Origin of the sequence: Mesorhizobium sp. Pch-S (genome assembly GCF_004136315.1) — a bacterium.
Lineage (GTDB): Bacteria > Pseudomonadota > Alphaproteobacteria > Rhizobiales > Rhizobiaceae > Mesorhizobium.
On record NZ_CP029562.1, the window covers coordinates 3,709,273 to 3,732,185 of the forward strand.

At 63.0% G+C, this 22,913-nt stretch carries 23 protein-coding genes and 1 tRNA gene; 16 read left to right on the plus strand and 8 right to left on the minus strand.

Translation table 11 applies throughout. The features are described from left to right. The first annotated feature begins 46 nt into the window (after nucleotides 1–46). Nucleotides 47–1,267, plus strand: a complete 1,221-nt coding sequence (locus C1M53_RS17405) for a DUF882 domain-containing protein (RefSeq protein ID WP_129413376.1) — start codon at nucleotides 47–49, stop codon at nucleotides 1,265–1,267. Nucleotides 1,268–1,406: 139 nt separating this feature from the next. Here C1M53_RS17405 and C1M53_RS17410 read toward each other — a convergent pair. Next, a tRNA-Ser gene (locus tag C1M53_RS17410) sits at nucleotides 1,407–1,496 on the minus strand. A gap of 411 nt (nucleotides 1,497–1,907) precedes the next feature. Here C1M53_RS17410 and C1M53_RS17415 point away from each other — a divergent pair. The 5 genes from C1M53_RS17415 to C1M53_RS17435 all read left to right on the plus strand — a co-directional run bounded on the left by C1M53_RS17415 (nucleotide 1,908) and on the right by C1M53_RS17435 (nucleotide 5,279). Continuing rightward, on the plus strand, nucleotides 1,908–2,234 hold the full coding sequence (locus tag C1M53_RS17415) for a hypothetical protein (protein WP_129413377.1): 327 nt from the start codon (nucleotides 1,908–1,910) through the stop codon (nucleotides 2,232–2,234). 51 nt (nucleotides 2,235–2,285) lie between these two features. Then, nucleotides 2,286–2,951, plus strand: coding sequence for a peptide-methionine (S)-S-oxide reductase MsrA (gene msrA / locus C1M53_RS17420; RefSeq protein ID WP_129413378.1), 666 nt, complete (start codon nucleotides 2,286–2,288; stop codon nucleotides 2,949–2,951). Between the two features lie 247 nt (nucleotides 2,952–3,198). Beyond that, the gene (locus C1M53_RS17425) at nucleotides 3,199–4,188 is read left to right on the plus strand and encodes a BMP family ABC transporter substrate-binding protein (protein WP_129413379.1); all 990 of its coding nucleotides are present in this window, start codon (nucleotides 3,199–3,201) and stop codon (nucleotides 4,186–4,188) included. Nucleotides 4,189–4,339: 151 nt separating this feature from the next. Further along, entirely contained in the window at nucleotides 4,340–4,795 is a 456-nt protein-coding gene (locus C1M53_RS17430; protein ID WP_129413380.1) for a GNAT family N-acetyltransferase, read from the plus strand. A gap of 91 nt (nucleotides 4,796–4,886) precedes the next feature. Continuing rightward, a complete protein-coding gene (locus C1M53_RS17435) occupies nucleotides 4,887–5,279 on the plus strand; it encodes a VOC family protein (protein WP_129413381.1) in 393 nt (130 codons plus the stop codon). A 9-nt stretch (nucleotides 5,280–5,288) separates the two neighbouring features. Here C1M53_RS17435 and C1M53_RS17440 read toward each other — a convergent pair whose 3' ends face one another. Beyond that, the gene (locus C1M53_RS17440) at nucleotides 5,289–5,684 is read right to left on the minus strand and encodes a hypothetical protein (protein ID WP_129413382.1); all 396 of its coding nucleotides are present in this window, start codon (nucleotides 5,682–5,684) and stop codon (nucleotides 5,289–5,291) included. A gap of 30 nt (nucleotides 5,685–5,714) precedes the next feature. After that, nucleotides 5,715–5,918 carry a SlyX family protein gene (locus C1M53_RS17445; RefSeq protein WP_186307129.1) on the minus strand — a complete coding sequence of 68 codons (204 nt, stop codon included), beginning with the start codon at nucleotides 5,916–5,918 and terminating at the stop codon, nucleotides 5,715–5,717. A gap of 200 nt (nucleotides 5,919–6,118) precedes the next feature. Between C1M53_RS17445 and C1M53_RS17450 the strand changes: the two genes are divergently transcribed. The 6 genes from C1M53_RS17450 to deoA all read left to right on the plus strand — a co-directional run bounded on the left by C1M53_RS17450 (nucleotide 6,119) and on the right by deoA (nucleotide 12,392). Then, the gene (locus tag C1M53_RS17450) at nucleotides 6,119–7,651 is read left to right on the plus strand and encodes an ABC transporter ATP-binding protein (protein ID WP_129413383.1); all 1,533 of its coding nucleotides are present in this window, start codon (nucleotides 6,119–6,121) and stop codon (nucleotides 7,649–7,651) included. Next, complete coding sequence (locus tag C1M53_RS17455) at nucleotides 7,648–8,790, plus strand: ABC transporter permease (RefSeq protein ID WP_129413384.1); 1,143 nt, start codon at nucleotides 7,648–7,650, stop codon at nucleotides 8,788–8,790. The genes C1M53_RS17450 and C1M53_RS17455 overlap by 4 nt, the downstream gene beginning before the upstream one ends. Nucleotide 8,791: 1 nt before the next feature. Next, nucleotides 8,792–9,763 (plus strand): ABC transporter permease, encoded by a 972-nt coding sequence (locus tag C1M53_RS17460; RefSeq protein ID WP_129413385.1) that lies wholly within the window; start codon nucleotides 8,792–8,794, stop codon nucleotides 9,761–9,763. 3 nt (nucleotides 9,764–9,766) lie between these two features. Further along, a complete protein-coding gene (cdd, locus tag C1M53_RS17465; protein ID WP_129413386.1) occupies nucleotides 9,767–10,159 on the plus strand; it encodes a cytidine deaminase in 393 nt (130 codons plus the stop codon). Next, nucleotides 10,156–10,962: a purine-nucleoside phosphorylase gene (locus tag C1M53_RS17470; RefSeq protein ID WP_129413387.1), complete on the plus strand. Its 807-nt coding sequence runs from the start codon at nucleotides 10,156–10,158 to the stop codon at nucleotides 10,960–10,962. Before cdd ends, C1M53_RS17470 begins: the two co-directional genes overlap by 4 nt. 110 nt (nucleotides 10,963–11,072) lie before the next feature. Next, a complete protein-coding gene (deoA, locus tag C1M53_RS17475) occupies nucleotides 11,073–12,392 on the plus strand; it encodes a thymidine phosphorylase (protein ID WP_129413388.1) in 1,320 nt (439 codons plus the stop codon). Nucleotides 12,393–12,414: 22 nt separating this feature from the next. On the opposite strand, the gene C1M53_RS17480 is transcribed toward deoA, so the two are convergent. The 3 genes from C1M53_RS17480 to C1M53_RS17490 all read right to left on the minus strand — a co-directional run bounded on the left by C1M53_RS17480 (nucleotide 12,415) and on the right by C1M53_RS17490 (nucleotide 14,787). Continuing rightward, nucleotides 12,415–12,969 carry a TIGR02281 family clan AA aspartic protease gene (locus C1M53_RS17480; protein ID WP_129413389.1) on the minus strand — a complete coding sequence of 185 codons (555 nt, stop codon included), beginning with the start codon at nucleotides 12,967–12,969 and terminating at the stop codon, nucleotides 12,415–12,417. 118 nt (nucleotides 12,970–13,087) lie between these two features. Next, nucleotides 13,088–13,717: a uracil phosphoribosyltransferase gene (upp, locus tag C1M53_RS17485; protein ID WP_101938718.1), complete on the minus strand. Its 630-nt coding sequence runs from the start codon at nucleotides 13,715–13,717 to the stop codon at nucleotides 13,088–13,090. 92 nt (nucleotides 13,718–13,809) lie between these two features. Next, nucleotides 13,810–14,787, minus strand: a complete 978-nt coding sequence (locus C1M53_RS17490) for an adenosine deaminase (protein WP_129413390.1) — start codon at nucleotides 14,785–14,787, stop codon at nucleotides 13,810–13,812. A gap of 113 nt (nucleotides 14,788–14,900) precedes the next feature. Here C1M53_RS17490 and ubiE point away from each other — a divergent pair, with 113 nt between their 5' ends. From ubiE to coaBC, 3 genes are read left to right on the plus strand one after another with little or no spacing between them, the layout of a single operon-like run. Beyond that, the gene (gene ubiE, locus C1M53_RS17495) at nucleotides 14,901–15,677 is read left to right on the plus strand and encodes a bifunctional demethylmenaquinone methyltransferase/2-methoxy-6-polyprenyl-1,4-benzoquinol methylase UbiE (RefSeq protein ID WP_129413391.1); all 777 of its coding nucleotides are present in this window, start codon (nucleotides 14,901–14,903) and stop codon (nucleotides 15,675–15,677) included. Nucleotides 15,678–15,690: 13 nt separating this feature from the next. Further along, complete coding sequence (gene ubiB / locus C1M53_RS17500; RefSeq protein ID WP_129413392.1) at nucleotides 15,691–17,265, plus strand: 2-polyprenylphenol 6-hydroxylase; 1,575 nt, start codon at nucleotides 15,691–15,693, stop codon at nucleotides 17,263–17,265. 24 nt (nucleotides 17,266–17,289) lie between these two features. Further along, a complete protein-coding gene (gene coaBC, locus C1M53_RS17505) occupies nucleotides 17,290–18,516 on the plus strand; it encodes a bifunctional phosphopantothenoylcysteine decarboxylase/phosphopantothenate--cysteine ligase CoaBC (RefSeq protein WP_129413393.1) in 1,227 nt (408 codons plus the stop codon). An 18-nt stretch (nucleotides 18,517–18,534) separates the two neighbouring features. On the opposite strand, the gene C1M53_RS17510 is transcribed toward coaBC, so the two are convergent. Continuing rightward, nucleotides 18,535–19,974 (minus strand): MFS transporter, encoded by a 1,440-nt coding sequence (locus tag C1M53_RS17510; RefSeq protein WP_129413394.1) that lies wholly within the window; start codon nucleotides 19,972–19,974, stop codon nucleotides 18,535–18,537. A gap of 251 nt (nucleotides 19,975–20,225) precedes the next feature. On the opposite strand from C1M53_RS17510, the gene C1M53_RS17515 reads away from it, so the two are divergent. Next, nucleotides 20,226–22,175 (plus strand): DUF4139 domain-containing protein, encoded by a 1,950-nt coding sequence (locus tag C1M53_RS17515; protein ID WP_165358174.1) that lies wholly within the window; start codon nucleotides 20,226–20,228, stop codon nucleotides 22,173–22,175. A gap of 68 nt (nucleotides 22,176–22,243) precedes the next feature. On the opposite strand, the gene C1M53_RS17520 is transcribed toward C1M53_RS17515, so the two are convergent. Further along, nucleotides 22,244–22,714 (minus strand): DUF992 domain-containing protein, encoded by a 471-nt coding sequence (locus tag C1M53_RS17520; protein WP_129413396.1) that lies wholly within the window; start codon nucleotides 22,712–22,714, stop codon nucleotides 22,244–22,246. Between the last annotated feature and the right edge of the window lie 199 nt (nucleotides 22,715–22,913).

The window sequence follows — 22,913 nt, forward strand, 5'->3', positions numbered from 1 at the left end:
GGCTCATGTCTTGCCAGGTCTGGTTCGAAAGAAGCTTGGAAAGGCCATGCGCGCTGCTGCACGGGCAAGCGTGATCGCCGCGGTCGCCACATTTGCCTTGATCTCTGCCGCTTCGATAGCCTTCGCGGAGGTCCGTTCGCTCAAGCTGTTCTTCACTCATACCGGTGAACGCGAGACGATCATCTATAAACGTGATGGCAGGTACGACGCGAAAGGGCTTGCACGGGTCAATCGCCTTCTGCGCGACTGGCGTCGCAACGAGCCTGCTCGCATGGACCCGCGGCTGCTCGACCTGGTCTGGGAAGTTTATCAGCGCGCCGGAGCCAGGGACTACATCAACATCGTCTCGGCCTATCGCTCGCCGGCCACCAACAACATGCTGCGCGGCCGCTCTCGCGGCAGCGGGGTCGCAAAGAACAGCCAGCATACGCTGGGCAAGGCGATGGATTTCTATATTCCCGGCGTCAAGCTTTCGCGGCTGCGGGAGATCGCCATGCAGTTGCAGATCGGCGGCGTCGGCTACTATCCGACATCAGGATCGCCCTTCGTCCATCTCGACGTGGGGAACGTGCGCGCCTGGCCGCGCATGTCGCGCCAGGAACTCGCGCGCATTTTCCCGAATGGTCGGACACTGCATCTGCCCGCCGATGGCAGGGCGCTGCCAGCCTATGACCTGGCGATGGCGGACTACAGGCAGCGCATAAAGGCTGGGTCTGCCATAGTCGCCAGCGCCGCAGGAAAACCGAAGTCCACAGATGACGCGTCGCAGTCCAGAGGCACGCTGCTCACCGCCATGCTGCCAACCCGCAAGAGCCGCGCACTGGAGGCTGCCGCCTTGCAGATCGCCGGCGGCATGGCTACCTCGGAGCCGTCATTTGCTGACCTCGCGGCGATTGGCGCGCCCATCCCGACATTCCGGCCTGCTGTCGCCGACAATGTGCGTCCGCTGAGCACGGCTGCCTTTGTCCCTTCTGCATCATTCATTCGCGCGCATGAAACGGGCTTCCTGCGGCAACCGGACGCCATGGAGTCCCGTCTCACTGCTTCAGGCCCGGCTGGCGCGCAAGCGCAATGGGCGATTTCGGATGCCGCGCTCCTTGCCTGGGCGTTTGCGTCGGCCAAGGAACTGAAGCAGATGCGCCTTCCGGCTGGCCTGCAGAACGCTGTGGCGAGCCTCGAGGAGGTTGGCAGTCCTCCGGAACAAAGCAGTCGATTTGCCGATCCGCGAGAGCCTCTCGGCGAGGACCATCTCTGGTCGGATGGCTGAGTGACCTGAAGTGGTTCGGCTCGCGTAGAGTTGAGGACGCGCTACGGCTTTCCTCCTCGCACGGACAGTCATAGCTCATCGAGCTGCTACTCAGCCTGCGCAAGCCGCGATAGAGTTGCTGGATTCCAATTGGTTTGGCTGGCGGAGAGAGCGGGATTCGAACCCGCGATACGGTTTCCCGTATACACACTTTCCAGGCGTGCGCCTTCAACCACTCGGCCACCTCTCCGTCGCTTGCGCTGTCGCGGCCGGTTTTGCCGCGCCGGTCTTCGGGAGCGCGTCCCTTGCTGAAACCGAACCGTGGTTCGCGCGGGATTGCCTCGACCGATGGCCAATCCGTTCCTGCGCCCTGAGCCGTCGAAGCTTCGGGTGCGGGGCTCATCTAGTCGATCCGGCAGCGAATGCCAAGTCATATCGGCAGTATTCCTGGCGCTTCTTCATGCTTTCTTTCTGAGGTCGCCGGTTCGCCGTCTCCGGAGCTGGATTGCAGGAGGGGTACCGCTCTGGATGAAATGTCACCGCGAGGCATCCCGAGAACAGCTCAATGGACGCGAACATGCTTTTATCGGCCAAACGCCGATTGCGTGGGTCGGCCTCACGCCATATCTGTAAGGGCGAAACAGACGCTGGAAAGGCCTGCATGTTCCGTTTCCTGTTCAGGCTTGCCGCCATGGTGGCATTGGCGATCGCAGTCATCATGGCCGTGCTCGACGCCACGCGCACGGTTGCGGCCTCGCATCTGGTGATGACCCCGCTTAAGGTGAGCTGGAGTGCGGTTTCGCCCGATACATTGGCCCGGACGGAAGCGTTTGTGCGCGAGAAGGCGGGCGCCGTTGCCTGGGACTCGGTGATCGACAAGGCGCTCGACCTGCCGGGCTTCGTGCTGTTCGCGGTGCTGGCCTTCCTGCTCTATGCCATTGGTTACCGCAGGCAGCGGCGTGCAGGAAACTTCGCGGTCAACACGTAACATTCCGGTGTCCGCGACGAATTAGAAGTCGACGAAACAGGGAGACATCTCATGTTTTTCCTCAGTGACATGTTGAACAAGAAGATCAATCTGCCGAAACCCGAAGAGGCGTTGCCCGGCCGCGAGCGGCCGATCCCGACGGCCTCGAAACACTATGTCTCGAAGCGGCCGCTGAAGGCCCCCTATCCCGATGGGCTGGAGACGGCGCTGTTTGGCCTCGGCTGCTTCTGGGGTGCGGAACGACTGTTCTGGCAGACCGAAGGTGTGTGGGTAACGGCCGTCGGTTACGCCGGTGGCATCACGCCCAACCCGACCTATCAGGAAACCTGCACCGGACTCACCGGGCATGCCGAAGTCGTGCTGGTGGTGTTCGACCCGAAGGTCGTCTCCTACGCGGATCTGCTGAAGATATTCTGGGAGGCGCATGATCCCACCCAGGGCATGCGCCAGGGCAATGATGTCGGCACGACCTATCGTTCCGCCATCTACACGTTCTCGGATGCCCAGCAGCAGGCCGCGATCGCCTCGCGCGATGCCTATCAGGCTTCGTTGCGTGCTGCCGGCCGCGACAAGATCACGACCGAGATCGCGCCGGCGCCTGAGTTCTACTTCGCCGAGGAGGATCACCAGCAGTATCTGGCGAAGAACCCTTACGGCTATTGCGGGCTGAAGGGTACCGGGGTGAGCTGTGCCATTCCGGCTGCCGCGACGGCCTGAGAATGGGCAACAGGCGGTGAAGGTCGGTTTTGGCTGCCGCTAGCGTCCTCTTCAGAAACGGTTTTCCATGGCGCCGCTTCGGCGCCATGCTTTTTCCAAAGGGTCAAAATTCCACGTGAATTTTGTCCCTAGCCGTGCAAGATAAAGCTTGAGCGGGAGGGAACAGCTCCTGCCGGACGTCGCAAGCCGGGCCGGAAACCCGGACTTGCGGCAGACTGGAAAAATAAACCTCAGGGGTGTGGATCCTATGAAACGTATCGTTCTCGGCCTTCTGGCCGCAACCGCGCTGGCCTTCCCGGCAATGGCCGAAGACATCAAGCCGGCGCTGCTTTATGATCTCGGCGGCAAGTTCGACAAATCCTTCAACGAGGCTGCCTACAATGGCGCCGAGAAGTTCAAGAAGGAGAGCGGCGTCGCTTATGTCGAATTCGAAGTCTCGAACGCCTCGCAGCGCGAACAGGCGCTTCGCCGCTTCGCTGAAGACGGCCGCAGCCCGATCGTCATGGCCGGTTTCTCCTGGGTCGATTCGCTGACCAAGGTGGCCAAGGAATATCCGGAGCTGAAGTTCGCCATCATCGACGATCAGGTCGACCTGCCGAACGTGCGCTCGCTGAAGTTCAAGGAGCAGGAAGGCTCCTACATCGTCGGCCTGCTCGGCGCGATGGCCTCCAAGACCAAGAAGGTCGGCTTCATCGGCGGCATGGACATTCCGCTGATCCGCAAGTTCGGCTGCGGTTATGTCGGCGGCGCCAAGGCCAGCGGCGCGACCGACGTCATCTACAATATGACCGGCGACACGCCGGCTGCCTGGAATGATCCGGCCAAGGGCGGTGAAATCGCCAAGACCCAGATGGACCAGGGCGCCGACGTGATCTACGCCGCAGCCGGTGGCACCGGTGTTGGTGTGCTGCAGGCCGCCGCGGATGCCGGCAAGCTCGGCATCGGCGTCGATTCCAACCAGAACGGCCTGCAGCCGGGCAAGGTGCTGACCTCGATGCTGAAGCGCGTCGACGTTGCCGTCTACAGCGCATTCATGGATGCTAAGGACGGCAAGTTCACCGGCGGCATCAACAATCTCGGCCTCAAGGAAGGCGGGGTCGACTATGCCATGGACGACAACAACAAGGATCTCATCACCGCCGACATGAAGGCGGCCGCCGACAAGGCCAAGGAAGAGATCATCGCCGGCAAGATCGAAGTGCACGACTATTCCAGCGATAACAAGTGCCCGTACTGATCTGCTTTTGAGCAGGAAATGACGAACCGCCGGGCGAGAGCCCGGCGGTTCTTTTTTTGCCGGCGAACCTGGTCTACCGACGCCGCGCGATTGGAGTCTTGTCGGGTTGCGAGGGTGCAGGCAGGTGGCTCATCTCGTTCAGGAGACTTCCATGTCCATCGTCATCCGCATGATGCGGCATTCCGATCTCGTGCCGCTGGCGGCGTTGCGCCATGCCACCTTCTTCGCCGAAGGCGGGCACACGCAGGAAGCGGATGTTGTCGCGCTGGCCAGCCTGGTCGAGGGCGACGGCTTCGAGGCCGGGCTCGTTGCCGAGATCGACGGCGAACTGGCCGGCTCGTGCCTGTTCGTGCGCGAGGAATTCGAGCCGTTGCACGATGTTTCCCCATGGCTTGCTGGATTGGTCGTCGCGGAACCCTATCGTGGGCGCGGGCTTGGCCGCATGCTGATCGAAGCTGTCGAGGAGCACGCCCGGTCGGTCCGCTGCAAAGATCTCTATCTCTATACCGATGCCGCGGAGGCGCTCTACGTCAGGCTCGGCTGGATCGCCGTCGAACGGATGGTCATCGACGGAGCACCGCTGGTGCTGATGCAACGGAAATTTTAGCACGCTTCGAAAAGCCGGCTATCGAGGCGTCTTCAAGTAATCTCTTACATGCTAAAGTCGTTGCAGGGCGATGCTGCAAGGGAGACACGGCATGGCAAAGGTAACCGGTATCGGCGGCATGTTCTTCCGTGCCCGTGACCCGAAGTTGCTGGCCGAGTGGTACGAACGTCATCTCGGCATCGATGATATCGCCAAGACCGTATGGCGCCAGGATGCAGGCCTCACCGTGTTCACTCCATTCGCTGAGGATACCGACTATTTTGGCCGTGCCGAGCAGCAATGGTTGATCAACTTTCGTGTCGACGACCTGGACGGCATGATTGCCGGCCTGAAGGCGGCAGGCATCGCGGTCGAAACGCGCGAAGAGTGGGATTCGGAAGTCGGCCGCTTTGCGCGTATCCATGATCCGGAAGGCAATCCGATCGAATTGTGGGAGCCCTCGGTGGATGCCGCGACGATGGCGGAGGAATCAGGCACGCCCTGAGCCTGGGTCTCAACCAAGGCTCAGACGGCCGGCGAGATAACCAAAGGCGAAGGCGATGATCAATCCCGTAGCCACCGCGATGGCGAGCCGCCCCGGCAAGGCATGCAGCCCGATTCCGACTGGCGGAAGTGGCGCGCCGATGGTCCGGTTGCCTGCCTTCGCATTGGTCTGCGGCGACATTTGCGGCAATTCGGCAATGCGTGCGGCGACGTCCTGCCAGGGACGGTTGGCCTCGTCCGTGGTGCCGCGGTCGAACAGATGCATGCGCTCCGCCAACTGGATCACGGCGTTGCGAAAGGCGGGATCGATCTCGAGGTCGCGCTCGGCCCGTTCGCGATCGCGCTCGTTCATGAGCCCGAGCACATAGTCGCTGGCGCGCGCGATACGGTCGCTTTCCCCGGTCATCGCTGCGCTCTCCTTGCCAAGCGGGTGCCTTTACCAGTGCGGTGGCTTGGTCACCGGGACGTCCGGTGCGGTCTGCTCTTCCAGAGCCAGGAAGCGGTTGGTCAACGCGTCGAGCTTTTTCTGCAGGCGTTCAATCGTCTTCCACTGCTCAGCGATCTGGCCGGACAGCTCCTCGATAGTTTTGTCTTGCTCCGCGGTGTGGATCTCCAGCGTCGTCAATCGTTCTTCGGACATATCAATTTCCCTGGGGACCCTGCTTTGGCGGGCTTGAGTTGCGTTACAGCGGCTGCCAATGGCGCATGCCCCGTGTGTTCGAAATTGACAAGCATGCCGGGATTTGTCGAGAGTGGATGCCATAGTCGGCCAATTGGCAGGGGACGGGGGCCGTGCTAGTCAATTTGACCAAACGATAAAAAAATTATGGGAACGATCGCATGGCGGAAGCCGCAATCGAGCTGATCGGCATCAACAAGAGTTTTGGCGCCGTGCGTGCCAATCGCGACATCAACCTGGAAGTCGCTCGCGGGACGATCCACGGCATCGTCGGGGAGAACGGCGCCGGCAAGTCGACGCTGATGTCGATCCTCTACGGCTTTTACCAGGCCGACAGCGGCGAGATCCGCGTCAACGGCAAGCCGGCCTCGATCAAGACATCCAATGATGCAATCGCCACCGGCATTGGCATGGTGCACCAGCATTTCATGCTGGTCGACAATTTCACCGTGCTCGAGAACATCATCCTTGGTGCCGAGAGCGATGCGCTGCTCAAATCCTCGATCGCCAAGGCGCGTTCGGAGCTCGAGCGGCTGGAGCGGGAATACGGGCTGGAAGTGGACCCCGACGCCATCATCGAGGAATTGCCTGTCGGGCTGCAGCAGCGCGTCGAAATCCTCAAGGCGCTCTACCGTGGCGCCGAAATCCTCATCCTGGACGAGCCGACCGGCGTTCTGACACCGGCCGAGGCCGACCACCTGTTCCGTATCCTCAAACAGCTCAAGGACCAGGGCAAGACGATCGTGCTGATCACGCACAAGCTGCGCGAGATCATGGCGATCACCGACTCCGTCTCCGTCATGCGCCAGGGAACGATGGTGGCGACGCGCGAAACCAAGAAGACGACCGTCGAGGAACTGGCCGAGCTGATGGTTGGCCGGCGCGTGCTGCTGCGAGTCGAGAAGGGCGAAGCCAAGGCCGGCGAGGTCAAGCTTTCGGTGAAGAACCTTGTGGTGAAGGACCAGCGGGGCGTCACCATGGTTGATGATGTTTCGCTCGACGTGCGTGCCGGCGAGATCGTCGGCATTGCCGGCGTGGCCGGCAACGGGCAGTCGGAATTGCTGGAGGCAATCTCGGGTATCCGCAAGGCGGTTTCGGGCAGCGTGACCCTGGACGGCAAGCCGATCGACCTGACCGGCGCCGCTGACCCCAGCGAGCTGCGCCAGCGCGGGCTGGCGCATGTGCCGGAAGACCGGCACCATGTCGGCCTTGTGCTGGCTTTCGAGGAAAACGAAAACTCGATCCTCGGCTACCACAACGACAAGCGCTATCTCAAAGGACCGTTGCTCGACGTCGATGCCATCATGGCCGATGCCAAGGACAAGATCGCCAAATACGACATCCGCCCCGCCAATCCGCGTCTGAAGACCGCCAATTTCTCGGGCGGCAACCAGCAGAAGATCGTGCTGGCGCGCGAAATCGAGCAGGACCCCGGCGTGCTGATCGTCGGCCAGCCGACACGCGGCGTTGACGTCGGCGCCATCGAGTTCATCCACAAGCGGCTGATCGCCATGCGTGACCAGGGCAAGGCGGTGTTGCTGGTTTCGGTCGAACTCGACGAGATCCGCTCGCTGTCCGACCGTATCCTGGTGATGTTTGCAGGGCGTGTCGTCGGCGAACGTGGACCCGAGGCCAGCGAAGGCGAGCTTGGCCTGCTGATGGCCGGCGTCGAGCAGAAGGAAGCCGCCGAATGAGCACGCCTTATGCCAAGCTGCCGGCCTGGGCCGATTACGGGCTGATCCCACTGATCAATCTTGCCGTGGCCTTCATCGTCGCGGGCCTCGTCGTGCTGCTGGTCGGCGAAAATCCTTTCCGGGCGGCGGTCATCCTCGTGGAAGGAGCCTTCGGCCGTGGCCAGGGCATCGCCTACACGCTCTTCTACGCGACGAATTTCATTTTCACCGGCCTTGCCGTTGCGGTGGCCATGCATGCCGGGCTGTTCAACATCGGCGGCGAAGGCCAGGCCTATGTCGCCGGCCTCGGCGTGGGACTGGTCTGCCTGGCGCTGGACAGGGTCGTGCCCTGGTACATCACGTTTCCGTTCGCGATCGCCGGCGCCGCCCTGTTTGGCGCGGCATGGGCGTTCCTGCCCGCCTATCTGCAGGCCAAACGAGGCTCGCACATCGTCATCACCACCATCATGTTCAACATGATCGCGGCGAGCCTGATGATCTATGTGCTGCGTGACATCCTGAAGCCGGAGGCGGCACAGGAGGTGAAGACCCGCATGCTGGAGGCAGGGGCCCAGTTGCCCAGGTTGAACTGGATCATCGAACTGTTCGGGACAGCCAAGATCCGTTCCGCGCCGTTCAACGTGTCCTTCCTGCTGGCACTGGTGATGGCCTATCTGGTCTGGCTGCTGATCTGGCGCACCAAGCTCGGTTATGAGATCCGCACCTTCGGCTTCAGCCAGAAGGCGGCGCGTTATGCCGGCATTTCGGAAGTGCGCGTCACTATCATCGCCATGCTGATTTCAGGAGCATTGGCAGGCATGATGTCGATCAACGCGATCATGGGCGACCAGCACAGCGTCTATGTCGATCTGGCGGGTGGCGCCGGCTTCATCGGCATCGCCGTCGCCCTGATGGGGCGCGCGCACCCGGTCGGCATCATCCTCGCCTCCATCCTGTTCGGCATGCTCTATCAGGGTGGCGCTGAACTCTCGTTCGAGATGCCGGCGATCAGCCGCGACATGATCGTCATCATCCAGGGGCTGGTGATCCTGTTCGCGGGCGCGCTCGAACACATGTTCCGGCCCTATATCCAAACGCTGTTCGCTTCGATCAGCCCGAAGTCCGTCGGCATGGCCGCGGTGAAGGGCGAGGGGGCCTGAGATGAGTTTCTTCGACGTCATCATCCAGACGCTGGACTCCACCATCCGCCTGTCGGTGCCGCTGCTTCTGGCCTGCCTCGCCGGTCTTTATTCGGAACGCTCGGGTATTTTCGACATCGGCCTGGAGGGCAAGATGCTGGCGGCCGCCTTTGCGGGCGCCGCTGCAGCCTCGGTCTTCCATTCGGCCTGGATCGGCCTCGGCATGGCCATCCTGGTTTCGGTGTCGCTTGCCCTGGTGCATGGCTTTGCTTCGATCACGCATCGCGGCAACCAGATCGTTTCCGGCCTGGCGATCAATTTCGTCGCCGCCGGTTCCACCATCATTCTCGGCCAGGCCTGGTTCCAGCAGGGTGGCCGCACGCCGGCACTGGCGCCGAACGAACGGTTCGAGGCGATCACGCTTCCCGGAGCCGATGCACTGCGTGACGTCCCGATCATCGGCCCGATCTATTCGGAGCTGATCTCAGGCCATTCGCTGCTGGTCTATGTCGCCTTCCTTGCGGTGCCGTTCACCTGGTGGGTGCTGTTCCGCACGCGCTTCGGCCTCAGGCTGCGCGCCGTCGGCGAGAACCCGGCCGCGGTCGATACGGCCGGTATTTCTGTTGCCTGGCTGCGCTACCGCGCCGTGATCTGCACCGGCATCCTCACGGCCATCGCCGGTGCCTATCTTTCCATGGTGCAGAGCGGCGGTTTCGTGAAGGACATGACGGCAGGCAAGGGTTACATCGCGCTCGCCGCGCTGATCTTCGCCAAGTGGCGGCCGGTCAACGCCATGTTCGCCTGCCTGCTGTTCGGCTTCCTCGATGCGCTGGCGATCCGCCTGCAGGGCGCGCCGTTGCCGATCATCGGCAAGGTGCCGGTGCAGCTCATGCAGGCGCTGCCCTACATCCTGACCGTGATCCTGCTTGCCGGTTTCATCGGCAAGGCGATCCCGCCGCGCGCCGGCGGCGTGCCTTACGTGAAAGAACGCTGATCCATGTCGCATGACCTCTACCTTGCCGCCAAGGCGGCCATGGCCAAGGCCTACGCGCCCTATTCGAAGTTTCCGGTCGGGGCAGCGCTTCGCACCGAAGACGGGCGGGTCTTTGCCGGCGCCAACATCGAGGTGGCTTCCTATCCGGAGGGCTGGTGCGCGGAGACGACCGCGCTCGGGCACTACATCATGGGCGGCGGCGGCAAGATCGTGGAGATTGCCGTCATCGCAGAACGCATGGCGAAATGCTCGCCATGCGGCGGCTGCCGCCAGCGGCTGGCCGAATTCACGCGGCCCGACACCAAGCTTTATCTCTGCGACGAGACAGGCGTGGCCGAAACCGTCACCATGGGTGACATGCTGCCTTATGGCTTCAGGGGCGATATCCTCAAATGAAGGATGCGATCGATCACCTCGTTGAACGGCTGGACGGCCTTGCGCCAACGGTTGCGCTGGTGCTGGGGTCGGGGCTCGGCGGGCTTGTTGAAGAGGTCGAGGATGCCATACGCATCCCCTATGGCGACCTGCCGGGATTTCCGAAAAGCGGCGTGACCGGTCATGCCGGCGCGGTGGTGGCGGGGCATTTCGCCGGCAAGCCGGTGCTGATGCTGGCGGGCCGCGCGCATTATTACGAGCATGGCGATGCTGCGGTCATGCGCCCGGTGATCGAGACATTGGCCGGGATCGGTATCACGAAGCTGATCCTCACCAACGCCGCGGGTTCCGTCGATCCCGACATGCCGCCCGGATCGGTGATGCTGATCAACGACCACATCAATTTCTCAGGCTCCAACCCGCTGTTCGGCGAGCCGACCGACCGCCGCTTTGTCGGCCTGACGGAAGCCTATGACGCCGGCATGCGCGCGGCGATCGAGCGAGCCGCGAAAGCGACCGGCACCAGGCTGCACCAAGGTGTCTACATGTGGTTCTCGGGCCCGTCCTTCGAAACCCCGGCGGAAATCCGCATGGCGCGCATCATGGGTGCCACTGCTGTCGGCATGTCGACCGTGCCTGAGGTGATCCTGGCTCGTTTCTTCGGGCTCAGCGTGGCCGCCTGTTCGGTCATCACCAATCTCGCCGCGGGTATGACCGGCGCCGAGCTGTCGCACACCGAGACCAAGGACATGGCGCCGATCGGCGGTGCCAAGCTCGCCAAGGTGCTGCACAAACTGCTCCGGGACGGACTGCTGGACGGGTGAGGGCAGAGCATTTCCGGCGAAAATCAGGATCGCCTTCGATGCTCTTCCTCCTTGTTTTGACGCAATTCCGGACGCAAAACCGCTACGCACTTTTGCTGGAATTGCTCTAGATGCTGCCTCAGGAAATCATCCGCAGGAAACGTGACGGGCTGAAGCTGTCGGCCGAAGAGATTGCGGCCTTCGTTTCCGGCATCACCTCCGGCACCGTCACGGAAGGGCAGGCAGCTTCCTTCGCCATGGCTGTCTTCTTCAACGGCATGAACCGCGACGAAGCGGTGGCCCTGACCACGGCCATGCGCGATTCCGGCGACGTGCTCGACTGGTCGGACCTTCCCGGTCCGGTGACCGACAAGCACTCGACTGGCGGGGTCGGCGACAACGTCTCGCTGATGCTGGCGCCGATCGTGGCGGCCTGTGGTGCCTACGTGCCGATGATCTCCGGCCGTGGCCTCGGTCATACCGGTGGCACGCTGGACAAGATGGATTCGATCCCCGGCTATGTCAGCCAGCCCGATCTCGGCTTGCTGCGCCAGGCCGTGCTGGAGGCGGGCGCGGCGATCATCGGCCAGACCGGCGAGCTGGCTCCAGCCGACAAGCGGCTCTATGCCATCCGCGACGTCACCGCGACGGTGGAATCGGTGCCTTTGATCACGGCTTCCATCCTGTCGAAAAAACTCGCCGCCGGGCTGCAGTCCCTGGTGCTGGATGTGAAGCTCGGCAACGGTGCTTTCATGGAAAAGTCGCGCGACGCGACCGCGCTTGCAACCAGCCTGGTCGAGGTCGCCAATGGTGCCGGGTTGAAGACCAGCGCGCTGGTGACTGGCATGAACGAGCCGCTCGCCTCCGCTGCCGGCAATGCCGTCGAGGTGCAGAATGCGGTCGATTTCCTCACCGGGCGCAGCCGCGACAGGCGCCTGGAGACCGTAACACTGGCCCTGGCCGCTGAAATGCTGCAATCGGCCGGCGTCGTTGCCTCCAACCAGGACGGGCTGCAGCGCGCCACGGAGGCACTGAGCAGCGGTCGGGCCGCGGCTGTGTTCGGTCGCATGGTCTCGGTGCTGGGCGGTCCGGCGGATTTTGTCGAGAAGGCCACAAAATACCTGCCGCAGGCGCCTGTGCAACTTGCAGTGAAGGCGGATCGCAAGGGTTTTGTCACCGGGATCGCGACGCGCGCGATCGGGCTTGCCGTCGTGACCCTTGGCGGCGGTCGCATGCGGCCGGAAGACAAGGTCGACCATGCCGTCGGGCTGACCCGCCTCTTGCCTGTCGGCGCAGAAGTACGCCCGGGTGAAGCCATCGCGCTTGTCCATGCGCGTTCGCAGGCCGCAGCCGAGCAAGCTGTCGCTGCTGTTTCAGCCGCTTATGCGGTCGGGTCTGCCAAACCGGCCACGGAAAAGGCGATCCTGCGCCGGGTTGTGGCACGCGGTTAGCCGCTAGAGCGCAGCCCGCCTGTCATTGCACCATCAACAACTCGCCGTCCTCGACGGCATATTTACCAAGGCGGCTCAGGAAGCTCATGCCGATCAGGTTGGTGCTGAGCGCCCTGTCATCGATGACGACGGCGTCGATGTTGTCCAGCGCGATCTTGCCGACCTGCAGACTGGAGAGCCGCACCACTGCTACCTTGACCGGGCCATTCGCCGTCGAGACCTGTTGCGTGAAATCCGAAGGGCTGAGCGAAAGCCCGACGCGCCGCGCCGTCGACGTGTTCAGCGCCACCAGCGTTGCACCCGTATCGATGAGGGCATCAACCTGCCTGCCGTTGATCTTGAATGGCGAGCGGAAGTGACCGGTCGCATCGGCCTTGATCAGCACCTTGCGACCGAGAGGTTGTTGAGCGGCCTGTCCGGCCGTGCCTGAACTGCCGGGCAGGTTCACTGCCGTGGCAGGCGTGTCGTTGCCTCTGCCGAGGAAAGTGTTGAGGAGATCCGGGTTCGATTGGAAAACGGAGGGGATTGCCGCCGTGCCGCCGGCAAAAACACCCAGAATGACCAGTTTACGCAGCATGGAACGCCCCCACTCCGGGCGATCCTAGGCAAGCTTGGTATCCGGCGCTTTAATTTCGCCCCCTACTGGCTCCACGATGGCCTGAAACCACACGGATGCGTAAACAAAAGGTAAAGGCCTATTTCGTGCCGAACATGCGATCGCCGGCGTCACCAAGCCCCGGCAGGATGTACCCCTTCTCATTCAGCTCGCGGTCGATAGAGGCTGTGTAGACCGGCACATCGGGATGGGCGGTGGTAAAGCGTTCGATGCCTTCGGGGGCGGCAAGCAGGCACAGGAAAAGGATGTTGGTCGCACCGCGTTCCTTCAGCTTGTCGATCGCCGCGATGGCCGAGTTGGCGGTGGCCAGCATCGGGTCCACCACGATGATCAGACGGTCGGCGAGGTCGCTCGGGGCCTTGAAGAAATATTCGACCGCTTCCAGCGTTTCGTGATCGCGATACAGGCCGATGTGAGCGACGCGGGCGGCAGGCACCAGATCGAGCAGGCCTTCCAGCAGACCGTTGCCGGCGCGAAGCACCGAGGCGAAGACCAGCTTCTTGCCTTCGAGGGTAGGGGCCTCCATCGTCTCCATCGGGGTCTCGATGGTGGTCTTGGTGAGCTCCAGGTTGCGCGTCACCTCGTAACCGAGCAGAAGCGAAATCTCGCGCAGCAGCCGCCGGAACGACGCCGTCGACGTCTCCTTGTTGCGCATGATGGTCAGCTTGTGCTGGACAAGCGGATGATCGACGACGGTTACGCCCTTCATGGTCTTCTCCTCGGTACTTGCAAGAGACCCTAGCGGCTAAGTTCCGGCCAAGAAACGCCTCGACACGCGCCAACCACAGTTTTTGCGGGTTTTCAGCGCGGGCTGCTCTTGTCCAGTCGCGCGATGAGGGCGGCTTTGGTCTTCTTGTCGACGAAAGCCGCATCGATCGCTGTACGGGTCACCGCCGTCAGTGTCTTGTCGTTCATCCCGAAGTGCTCGGCCGCGATGTCGTATTCGCGTTTCAGCGACGTCCAGAAATAGGGTGGGTCGTCGGAATTCAGCGTCACCTTGCAGCCGGCTGCCTTCAGCGTCGGGAAGGGATGGTCGGCAAAGCTGTCGAACACCTTCAGCGCGATGTTGGATCCGGGGCAGCATTCCAGCACTACGCCCTCATCTGCAATGCGGCGCACGAGGTCCGGGTTTTCGACGGCACGGACGCCGTGGCCGATGCGCGATGGACGGATATGGTCGAGCGCGGCCTGCACGCTTTCCCAGCCCATCAGTTCGCCAGCATGGATTGTGATGCCGAGACCTGCTTCGCGGGCGATCTCGAAGGCGCGGACATAATCCTCGAAATCACCCATGCGCTCGTCGCCGGCAACACCGAAGCCAGTGACCAGCGGGTGTCCGCATCTGGCGGCGAAACGGGCAGCCTTTTCGATCGCCTCGACGCCGACATGGCGCACCCCGCTGACGATCATGCGCCCTTCGATGCCGGTCTTGGCCCTGGCGCGTGCCATGCCCTCGCCCAGCGCGTCGGTATAGGCCTTGGGCGACAGGCCGGCGCGCACGGCATGGTCGGGAGAGGTGAACACTTCCGAATAGATGGCGCCGTCGCGTGCCAGGCTGGTCAGGTAGTGCTCGGCCAGCAGCGCATAGTCGTCTTCCGTGCGGAAAAGATCGGCCGAAAAGTCGTAAGCTGCGAGGAAGGACGTGAAATCGTGCCAGACGAAGGAGCCGTCACGGATGAAGGGAGATGGGTCCTTGCCGTACTTCCGTGCCTGCCGCACAACGAGTTCAGGGGCTGCCGCTCCTTCGATGTGGCAGTGCAATTCGGCTTTCAAGACCATGAGGCATTCCTGTGAACGGGGCCGTCCGGCGCGGCCGAACACCGCGCCTTTGACAATAGCGTCGCCTACTGCGATCGGCTATGGTCCGGCCGATTTTATGGCGGATGAAAAAGATGTCTGTTGAGAGAACCACCGCGACCGGAGGCATGGAGACCTCCTACGGCTTCCGGCAGGTCGGAACCGGCGAGAAGCAGCCGCTGGTCAATGAGGTGTTCCACAAGGTCGCCAAACGCTACGACCTGATGAACGATCTGATGTCGGCCGGCATGCATCGCCTGTGGAAGGATGCCATGGTCGCCTGGCTCAACCCACCGAAGCGATCGGACTGGAAGGTCCTGGACGTAGCCGGCGGCACCGGCGACATCGCTTTTCGAATCATCGACGCCAGCCATGGCCAGGCGCAGGCGACCGTGCTGGACATCAACGGTTCGATGTTGGCCGTCGGTCGGGAGCGGGCGGAAAAGCGCGGATTGGCCGCGAACATCGATTTCGTCGAGGCCAATGCCGAGGATCTGCCGTTCGCCGACAATTCCTTCGACGCCTACACGATCGCCTTCGGCATCCGCAATGTGCCGCGTATCGAAGTGGCCCTGAGCGAAGCCTTCCGGGTGCTCAAGCCCGGCGGGCGGTTCCTGTGCCTTGAATTCTCCGAAGTGGAGATGCCGCTGCTCGACAAGGTCTATGAAGCCTGGTCGTTCAACGCCATTCCGAAAATCGGCAAGGCGGTAACCGGCGATGGCGAACCTTATGCCTATCTGGTCGAATCCATCGCCAAGTTTCCGAACCAGCAGAATTTCGCGGCGATGATCGGCAAGGCCGGCTTCGGGCGTGTCAGCTTCCGCAACTATACCGGCGGTATCGCCGCCGCCCATTCGGGCTGGAAGCTTTGAAGCGGGTGCGTTCATGAGTTCCGTCGGAGCGGCATTCCGGCTCGTTCGGGCCGGCTGGGTGCTGGTGCGCGAGGGTGTCGTCGCGGCGATCCCGGGCGACCAGCTGACCGGAATGCCGAAATTTGGCTGGCAAATGGCCCGGCTGTTCACACGCCGTCGCGCCTTGCGCGAAGGCCGCAGCGACCGCATGGCGCATGCGGTGGCGCGGCTGGGGCCGTCTTATGTCAAGCTCGGCCAGTTCCTGGCGACGCGGCCAGACGTGGTCGGCAACGACATCGCGCTCGATCTTGCTCTGCTGCAGGACAAGATGGGCACGTTCCCGCAGTCACAAGCCGTGGCGGCGATCGAGTCCTCACTCGGCCGGCCCGTGTCCGACCTTTACGCCCGCCTGGAGGAGCCGGTGGCGGCGGCGTCGATCGCGCAGGTGCATGAGGCCGAAGTGCTCCGTGATGGCATTCCGACCAAGGTCGCGGTCAAGGTGATCCGGCCGGGCGTGCGCAAGCGCTTCCATCACGACCTTGAAAGCTATTTCCTGGCGGCGCGCCTGCAGGAAAAATACATCCCATCGTCGCGGCGCCTGCGCCCGGTCGAAGTCACCGAGACACTCGCCCAGACCACCAAGATCGAAATGGACCTGCGGCTCGAAGGGGCGGCCCTGTCGGAGCTGGGTGAAAACACCAAGGCCGATCCTGGCTTTCGCGTTCCGGCTGTTGACTGGGAGCGTACAGGCCGTGACGTGCTCACCATGGAGTGGGTCGACGGCATCAAGATGAACGATATCGCCGGCCTGGCAGCGGCTGGCCACGATCTCAAGGCGATCGCCGCCAACCTGATCCAGTCCTTCCTGCGCCATACCCTGCGCGACGGCTTCTTTCATGCCGACATGCATCCGGGCAATCTGTTCGTGGAAGCCGATGGCACCATCGTCGCGGTCGATCTCGGCATTGCAGGCCGCCTCGGCAAGAAGGAACGGCGCTTCCTGGCCGAGATCCTCTATGGCTTCATCACGCGCAACTACCTGCGCGTGGCGGAGGTGCATTTCGAGGCCGGCTATGTGCCGCACAAACACGACGTCGCCGCCTTCGCGCAGGCGATCCGCGCCATCGGCGAGCCGATCCATGGCCAGCCGGCGGAAACCATTTCGATGGCCAAGCTGCTGACGCTGCTGTTCGAGGTGACGGAACTGTTCGACATGCAGACCCGGCCTGAACTGGTTCTGCTGCAGAAGACGATGGTGGTGGTGGAAGGCGTTGCCCGTACGCTGGATCCAGCCTTCAACATGTGGAAGACGGCCGAGCCGGTGGTGGGCGATTGGATCCGATCCAATCTCGGTCCGCGTGGCATGCTGGACGATGCGCGCGAGGGCGTCGGCGCGCTGGTTTCCCTGGCCCGGCAGGCGCCGGACCTGGCGGCGCGCGCGGAGCGGCTGTCGCGCGAAATCGATCTGATGGCCGAACACGGCCTGCGTTTCGACGATGCGACTGCAAAGGCGATCGGCAAGGCCGAGGCACGTCACACCCGCTCCGGGCGCGTGGCGCTTTGGGTGATCGCGCTAACCTTGATCTTCATTGCCTGGAAGCTAATCTGACAGCACTGCTGTTGAGAGCAAAGCATGACCCTTTCCGGAAAGCGTATCCTTCTCGTCATCGGCGGCGGCATCGCAGCCTACAAGTCGCTTGATCTGATCCGGCGGCTGCGCGAGCGCGGTGCTGCCGTGCGCTGTGTCATGACTTCGGCAGCGCAGGAGTTTGTCACCCAGCTTTCCGTCGGCGCGCTTTCTGCGGATCATGTCTTCACCGACCTGTTCGATCGCCAGGACGAGCACGATGTCGGCCACATCAGGCTTTCGCGTCAAGCCGACCTGATCGTCGTGGCGCCGGCCACGGCTGATCTGATGGCCAAGCTCGCCAATGGTCATGCCAACGACCTCGCCTCGACCGTGCTGCTCGCCACCGACAAGCAGGTGTTGATGGCGCCGGCGATGAACCCCAGAATGTGGGCGCATCCGGCGACCCGGCGCAACCATGCCACGCTCATCGAGGATGGCGTGGCGTTCGTTGGGCCGGCCAGGGGCGAGATGGCCGAAAGTGGTGAAGCCGGTGAAGGCCGCATGGCGGAACCGCTGGAGATCGTCGCGGCGATAGAGGCACTGTTCGACAGCCAGCCGAAACCGTTGGCCGGCAGCAAGATCATCATCACGTCCGGCCCGACGCATGAACCGATCGATCCCGTGCGCTACATTGCCAACCGCTCGTCGGGCAAACAGGGACACGCGCTGGCCGGCGCACTTGCGAGGCTCGGTGCCGACGTCCATCTGGTCTCTGGTCCGGTGACGATCGCCGATCCGGCCGGCGTGACAACCGTGCATGTGGAGACGGCGCGGGAGATGCAGGCCGCCGTAGAACGCCTGCTGCCGGCTGATGCGGCCGTGTTCGTGGCAGCCGTTGCCGACTGGCGGACGGCGAATTCTGCCGGCGAGAAGATCAAGAAAGTGGCGGGCGAGGGGCCACCTGCGCTGCAGATGGTGGAGAACCCCGATATCCTGGCCGGTATCGGGCATCATGCGAAGCGGCCCCGCCTCGTGGTTGGTTTCGCCGCCGAGACACAGGACATCCAGAAGAACGCCGAGGCCAAGCTGAGCAGGAAAGGCGCCGACTTCATCGTCGCCAATGATGTCTCGCACGACAGCGGCGTTGGTCCTGCCGGCGTGATGGGCGGTGATCGCAATCGCGTTCGTATCGTTTCGAAGAGCGGCGTCGAGGAATGGCCGGAACTCACCAAGGCGGAGGTTGCCTCGCGTCTGGCCGAGCTGATTGCAAGACGCCTGAAGGCAGTCTGAGCAGCCGTGACGGCAGACTCAGACCTGCTGCGGCAGGCCGGGCCGCCCTGGTACCGAGAAGAGTTTGTACGCCGCGATGGCGCCGAGCAGACCGAGCGGCACGAAGGCCAGGAACAGCCAGACCCCCGCATTTGCCGCCGCCGTGCGGTTGAGCCCCTCCGAAAAGCCACTGGCATTGGCGACAATGCCGGCACTCGCAGCACCCACGGCATAGCCGATGCGCTGCATGGTCGGGACCGCCGACGAGGCGATGGTCTGTTCGTTGGCGGGCGCGGACGCAACGATGATGCGTGTCACGAACGGCCAGGCGATGCCGAAGCCGCCGCCTTGCAGCAGTGCGCAAAACAGGATGAGCGGGATCGAGCCCTGCGGAACCGTGTAGGCGAAGCCGGCAATGCCGGCAGCGATCATCAGCGCGCCGCAGACGATGATCGTCCGTTCGCGTTCAGGCGGTGCGTTGGCGACAAGGATCGACAGGATCGACCAGGCGATCGACTCCGCGGCGATGATGTAGCCCGTGGTCAGCATCGAGATGCCGTGCAGATTGGTCAGGATCAACGGCCCGTAGACCGTAAAGGAACAGGTGGCCACCGAGAACGCGGCGATCATCGTCATGCCGCTGCCGACCGGCGTGCGCCATGAGAACAGGTTTGCCGGAAACAGCCTGGATTGCGGCTTGAGCGCATCGATGCGGAAAAACAGGGCCAGTCCAGCAAGCCCCAGGCCGAGCAGGAGGCTGGAGCGCAGCAGCGCGACGTCGACACCAGCTGAGGCGATCAGGATTACACTGACGGCGAGGCAGCCAAGCGGCAGGGCTGGGAAGGGCGGTAGCGCCGCGCCGGCGCTTTGGGTGCGCCGTGCTTCCGGCGTGTTCAGCACAATCAGGCTGGCCATCGCCATCGCCACGCCGCCGATGACAAAAACGCCAAAGGCCCAGCGCCAGGAAAGCAGTTCGGCCATCAATGCACCGAGCATCGGACCGCTGAAGGCCGCGACGCCCCAGATCGCCGACATCAGGCCGAACAATTGCGGCCAGATCGCGCGCGGAAACAACCGCTCGACCGAGACGAAGGCGAGTGAAACCAGTGCACCGCCGCCGAGGCCTTCGATGAGGCGACCGGCGAGGAAGGCCTGCATGGATGGCGCGGTCGCACAGATGAGCGCGCCGGTCGAATAGAGCAGGGCGGCGACCATGACATTGCTGCGCAGCGCGACATAGCTGACCATGCGGCCCGCTGCCGCGCCTGCAACGATGGCGCCGAGCTCGTAGATCGCCAGCGACCAGCCGACCAGCTGCACGCCGGACAGATCGCCCACCATGGCAGGCATGATGGTCGCCACCATCGTCTCGTTGGTGGCGTGCAGCAGGATGCCCAGCGAAATGAAACAGAAGCGCGCGAGGTCGGCGCTGGCCCACAATGCACGCCAATCCACCCGGTTCGCCCTGTCTTGTGTCATGTGCGCTCGTCCGAAGCCGCCAGTTGCGACTGGTGCTGTATTTTCCAAGTGTTTACTTGTAAAACCTCAAGCGCGGTTGAATGCAAGCGATATTTTGCGGCTAGCGACGGAGTCCGACTGCGCCTTGCCCGTTGCCGGATATCCAGCTTTCGTTCATCACATCGCCATGAATAGTCTGCAGCGTCGTCGAATCTGATGAAACGAGGTACTCGATGCGTCTTTTCACCCTCATTCTGCTCGGAGCAACCGCGATGACTGCCCCTGCTCATTCCGCCGACCTTGTGCTCAAACGGGCGGTCCTCGGCACCGGGGGCGTTGGCTATTTCGAATATGAAGCGACGGTCACCGGCAAGGAAACGCTGACGTTGCGTTCGCGGCTCGACCAGGTCGACGACATTCTCAAGAGCATGATCATCCTCGATCCTGCTGGCACGGGTTCGGCTACACTGCCGGGCAAGGCGGGTGCCGACGAAGCCTTCAACGCGCTGCCATTTTCGCGATCGGATCTAGACAGCATGGCATCCCTGATGACGGCGCTGAAGGGCGCGGAGATCAAGGTCGCTGCACCACGCAGCATTGCGGGCCGCATTGCCAGTGTCCAGCCAGAGCAGGTCACGGACAAGGACGGCCGGACAATCACGCGAACGCGCGTCTCGGTATTTTCCGGCGCCTCGATGGATCAGTTCATTCTTGAAGACGCGCAGGGTCTCGAGTTTGCCGATACGCGGCTGGGCGAGCAGGTTACTGGCGCGCTGACCGCGCTGCGCAGTGCACAGGATCGTTCCGGGCGCGACATCTCCATCCATCTGGCGGACGGTGCGCAACGCACCGTGCGCATCGGCTACGTCGCCGAGGCTCCCGTCTGGAAAACCGCGTACCGCCTGACCCTGCCGAAAGCCGGCGAAGACAAGGCACAACTGCAAGGCTGGGTGGTGCTGGAGAACATGACCGGCGATGCCTGGAAGGATGTCGCGGTGACGCTGTCGTCAGCCGCGCCTGTCACGTTCCGCCAGGCACTCTACGATCCCTATTATGTTTCGCGCCAGACCATCGCGCCGCCGGTGAGTCAGGCTGCCCTGCCGCGAACCGATCAGGGGCAGGTCGCGCTCGGTGGGGCCGGCTATGCCGAAATAGCTGTACCCGCAGCGCCGGAGCAGCAGCGGATAATGCGTAGCAGGAAAATAGAAGCCGTTCAGGACGGGATGGTCCAGCAGACCGAGACCGCGCCGCCGGCATCAACGGAAGAGAACGCTGCCGGCGCCAGCTTCACGCTGTCGGTTCCGGTCAGCGTCGGATCCGGTGAAAGCCTGACCATACCGTTTGTCGACCAGAAAGTGCCGGCGGAGGCAGTGGCCTGGTACCAGGGCGGCGGGCGCAATCCCTGGCAGGGGATGACCCTCAAGAACGATGGGTCGACGTCGCTGCCTGCCGGATCGGCCACCATCTACGAGGCGACCGACGCGGGTCCGTTGTTTTCGGGTGAAGCGCAATTTCCGCTTCTGCCGGCGGGCGATTCCCGCCTTGTCGGCTTCGGTGCGGAACAGAAGATCCTTGTCGACCGTGAAAACCGGACGGCATCGGCCGTTACCAAGGTCAAATCGGTCAACGGTGCATTGCAGATCGAAAGCAAGCTGCGCGAAACAACGCTCTACCGTGTCAAGAACATCGCCGCCGAGGCGCGGCGCATGGTGATCGAGCAGCCACGCGCGCAGGATTGGCGTCTGGTGCAACCGAAGGCCGAGGAAGCGACGCTGGCCGGTTCTGCCTACAGGATGCGTTTTGAGGTCGAGCCCGGCAAGACCAGGGAATTTCCGGTGGTGATGGAGCGGCCTGTCGTCGAGACGGTCGCCATACAGGAGCTGACCGCCGAGCGTATTCTCGCACTGATTGCCAGCACTGAACTCGATGCCGAAAGCAAGGCACGACTTGCCGCGATCGCAGAAGCCGCCAGGGCGAGCGACGAGGCCAGCCAGGTCTTGGCCAGCCGCCAGGAGCGTCGTGACGGGATCACGGCCGATCAGGAGCGGATTCGAGAGAATATCGGCGCTGCGCCCGAAGGATCGGATCTCGCGCGCCTTTATGCGCAGAAGATGCTCGACCAGGAACGGGCGCTGGAGCAGCTGGACAAGGATATTGTCGATGCTCGCACGAAGTATGAAGAAGCACGCCGTGTGCTTGGCGATCGGGTGCGGGCGTTCTGAGGGCCGGCATGTCCGTCCAAAATTTGTCCTGGCGGGGCGCGAGCGCCCCGCCAGGAACTGAATTCGGCTTACTTCAGCGAATGCTGCAGTTCCAGTGACGTCACGGCGGCCGCGACATTGAGGCCGGTCTGTGCCTGCACCGAAAGCGGCTGCAGCGCATAGGAATTGTCGAAACCACCGACCAGCACGTTGAGACCGCCGCCGGTTACCACGCTGGCCTCGGCATTGACGCCGAAATACTTGCCGGCGAGGGCGCCGGAATCATAGCTGCTCGAGGCGGCGAGAACTGCCCAAGAGAGTTGACCCTGGTGCGTCATGCCGAGGTCGACGCCGAGCTTGGAGATAACCCCGGTATAGAGCTCGGACTTGCGGCTGTTGTAGGGGCGGTAGGTGCAGGTGACGCCCTTGTTGGAGGCGACGATATAAGACTGGCCGCCGTCGATGACGCAGTCGAGAACACCAAGTTCAACCTTGCCGGCGCTCGCCGGCGCGGCAACAGTCGTCATGGCCAGGGCGGCTAAACAAGCAAGTTTCTTCATGGTGTCGATCCTTCTGTAGTTCATGCCGGACAACGGCTTAATGCCAAGACCGTTCCCTCAAAACCGTGGCGCGATGGTGGCGCAATCGTGGTCGAGTTGTCGCTTGGTTAAAATGAAGGGAATGCCGTTGCCGATCAGCCACGGTTCAAGCGCGTCTGTTCAGATGCGCCGGCACAAATGGAATGAATCTTGCGGCTAG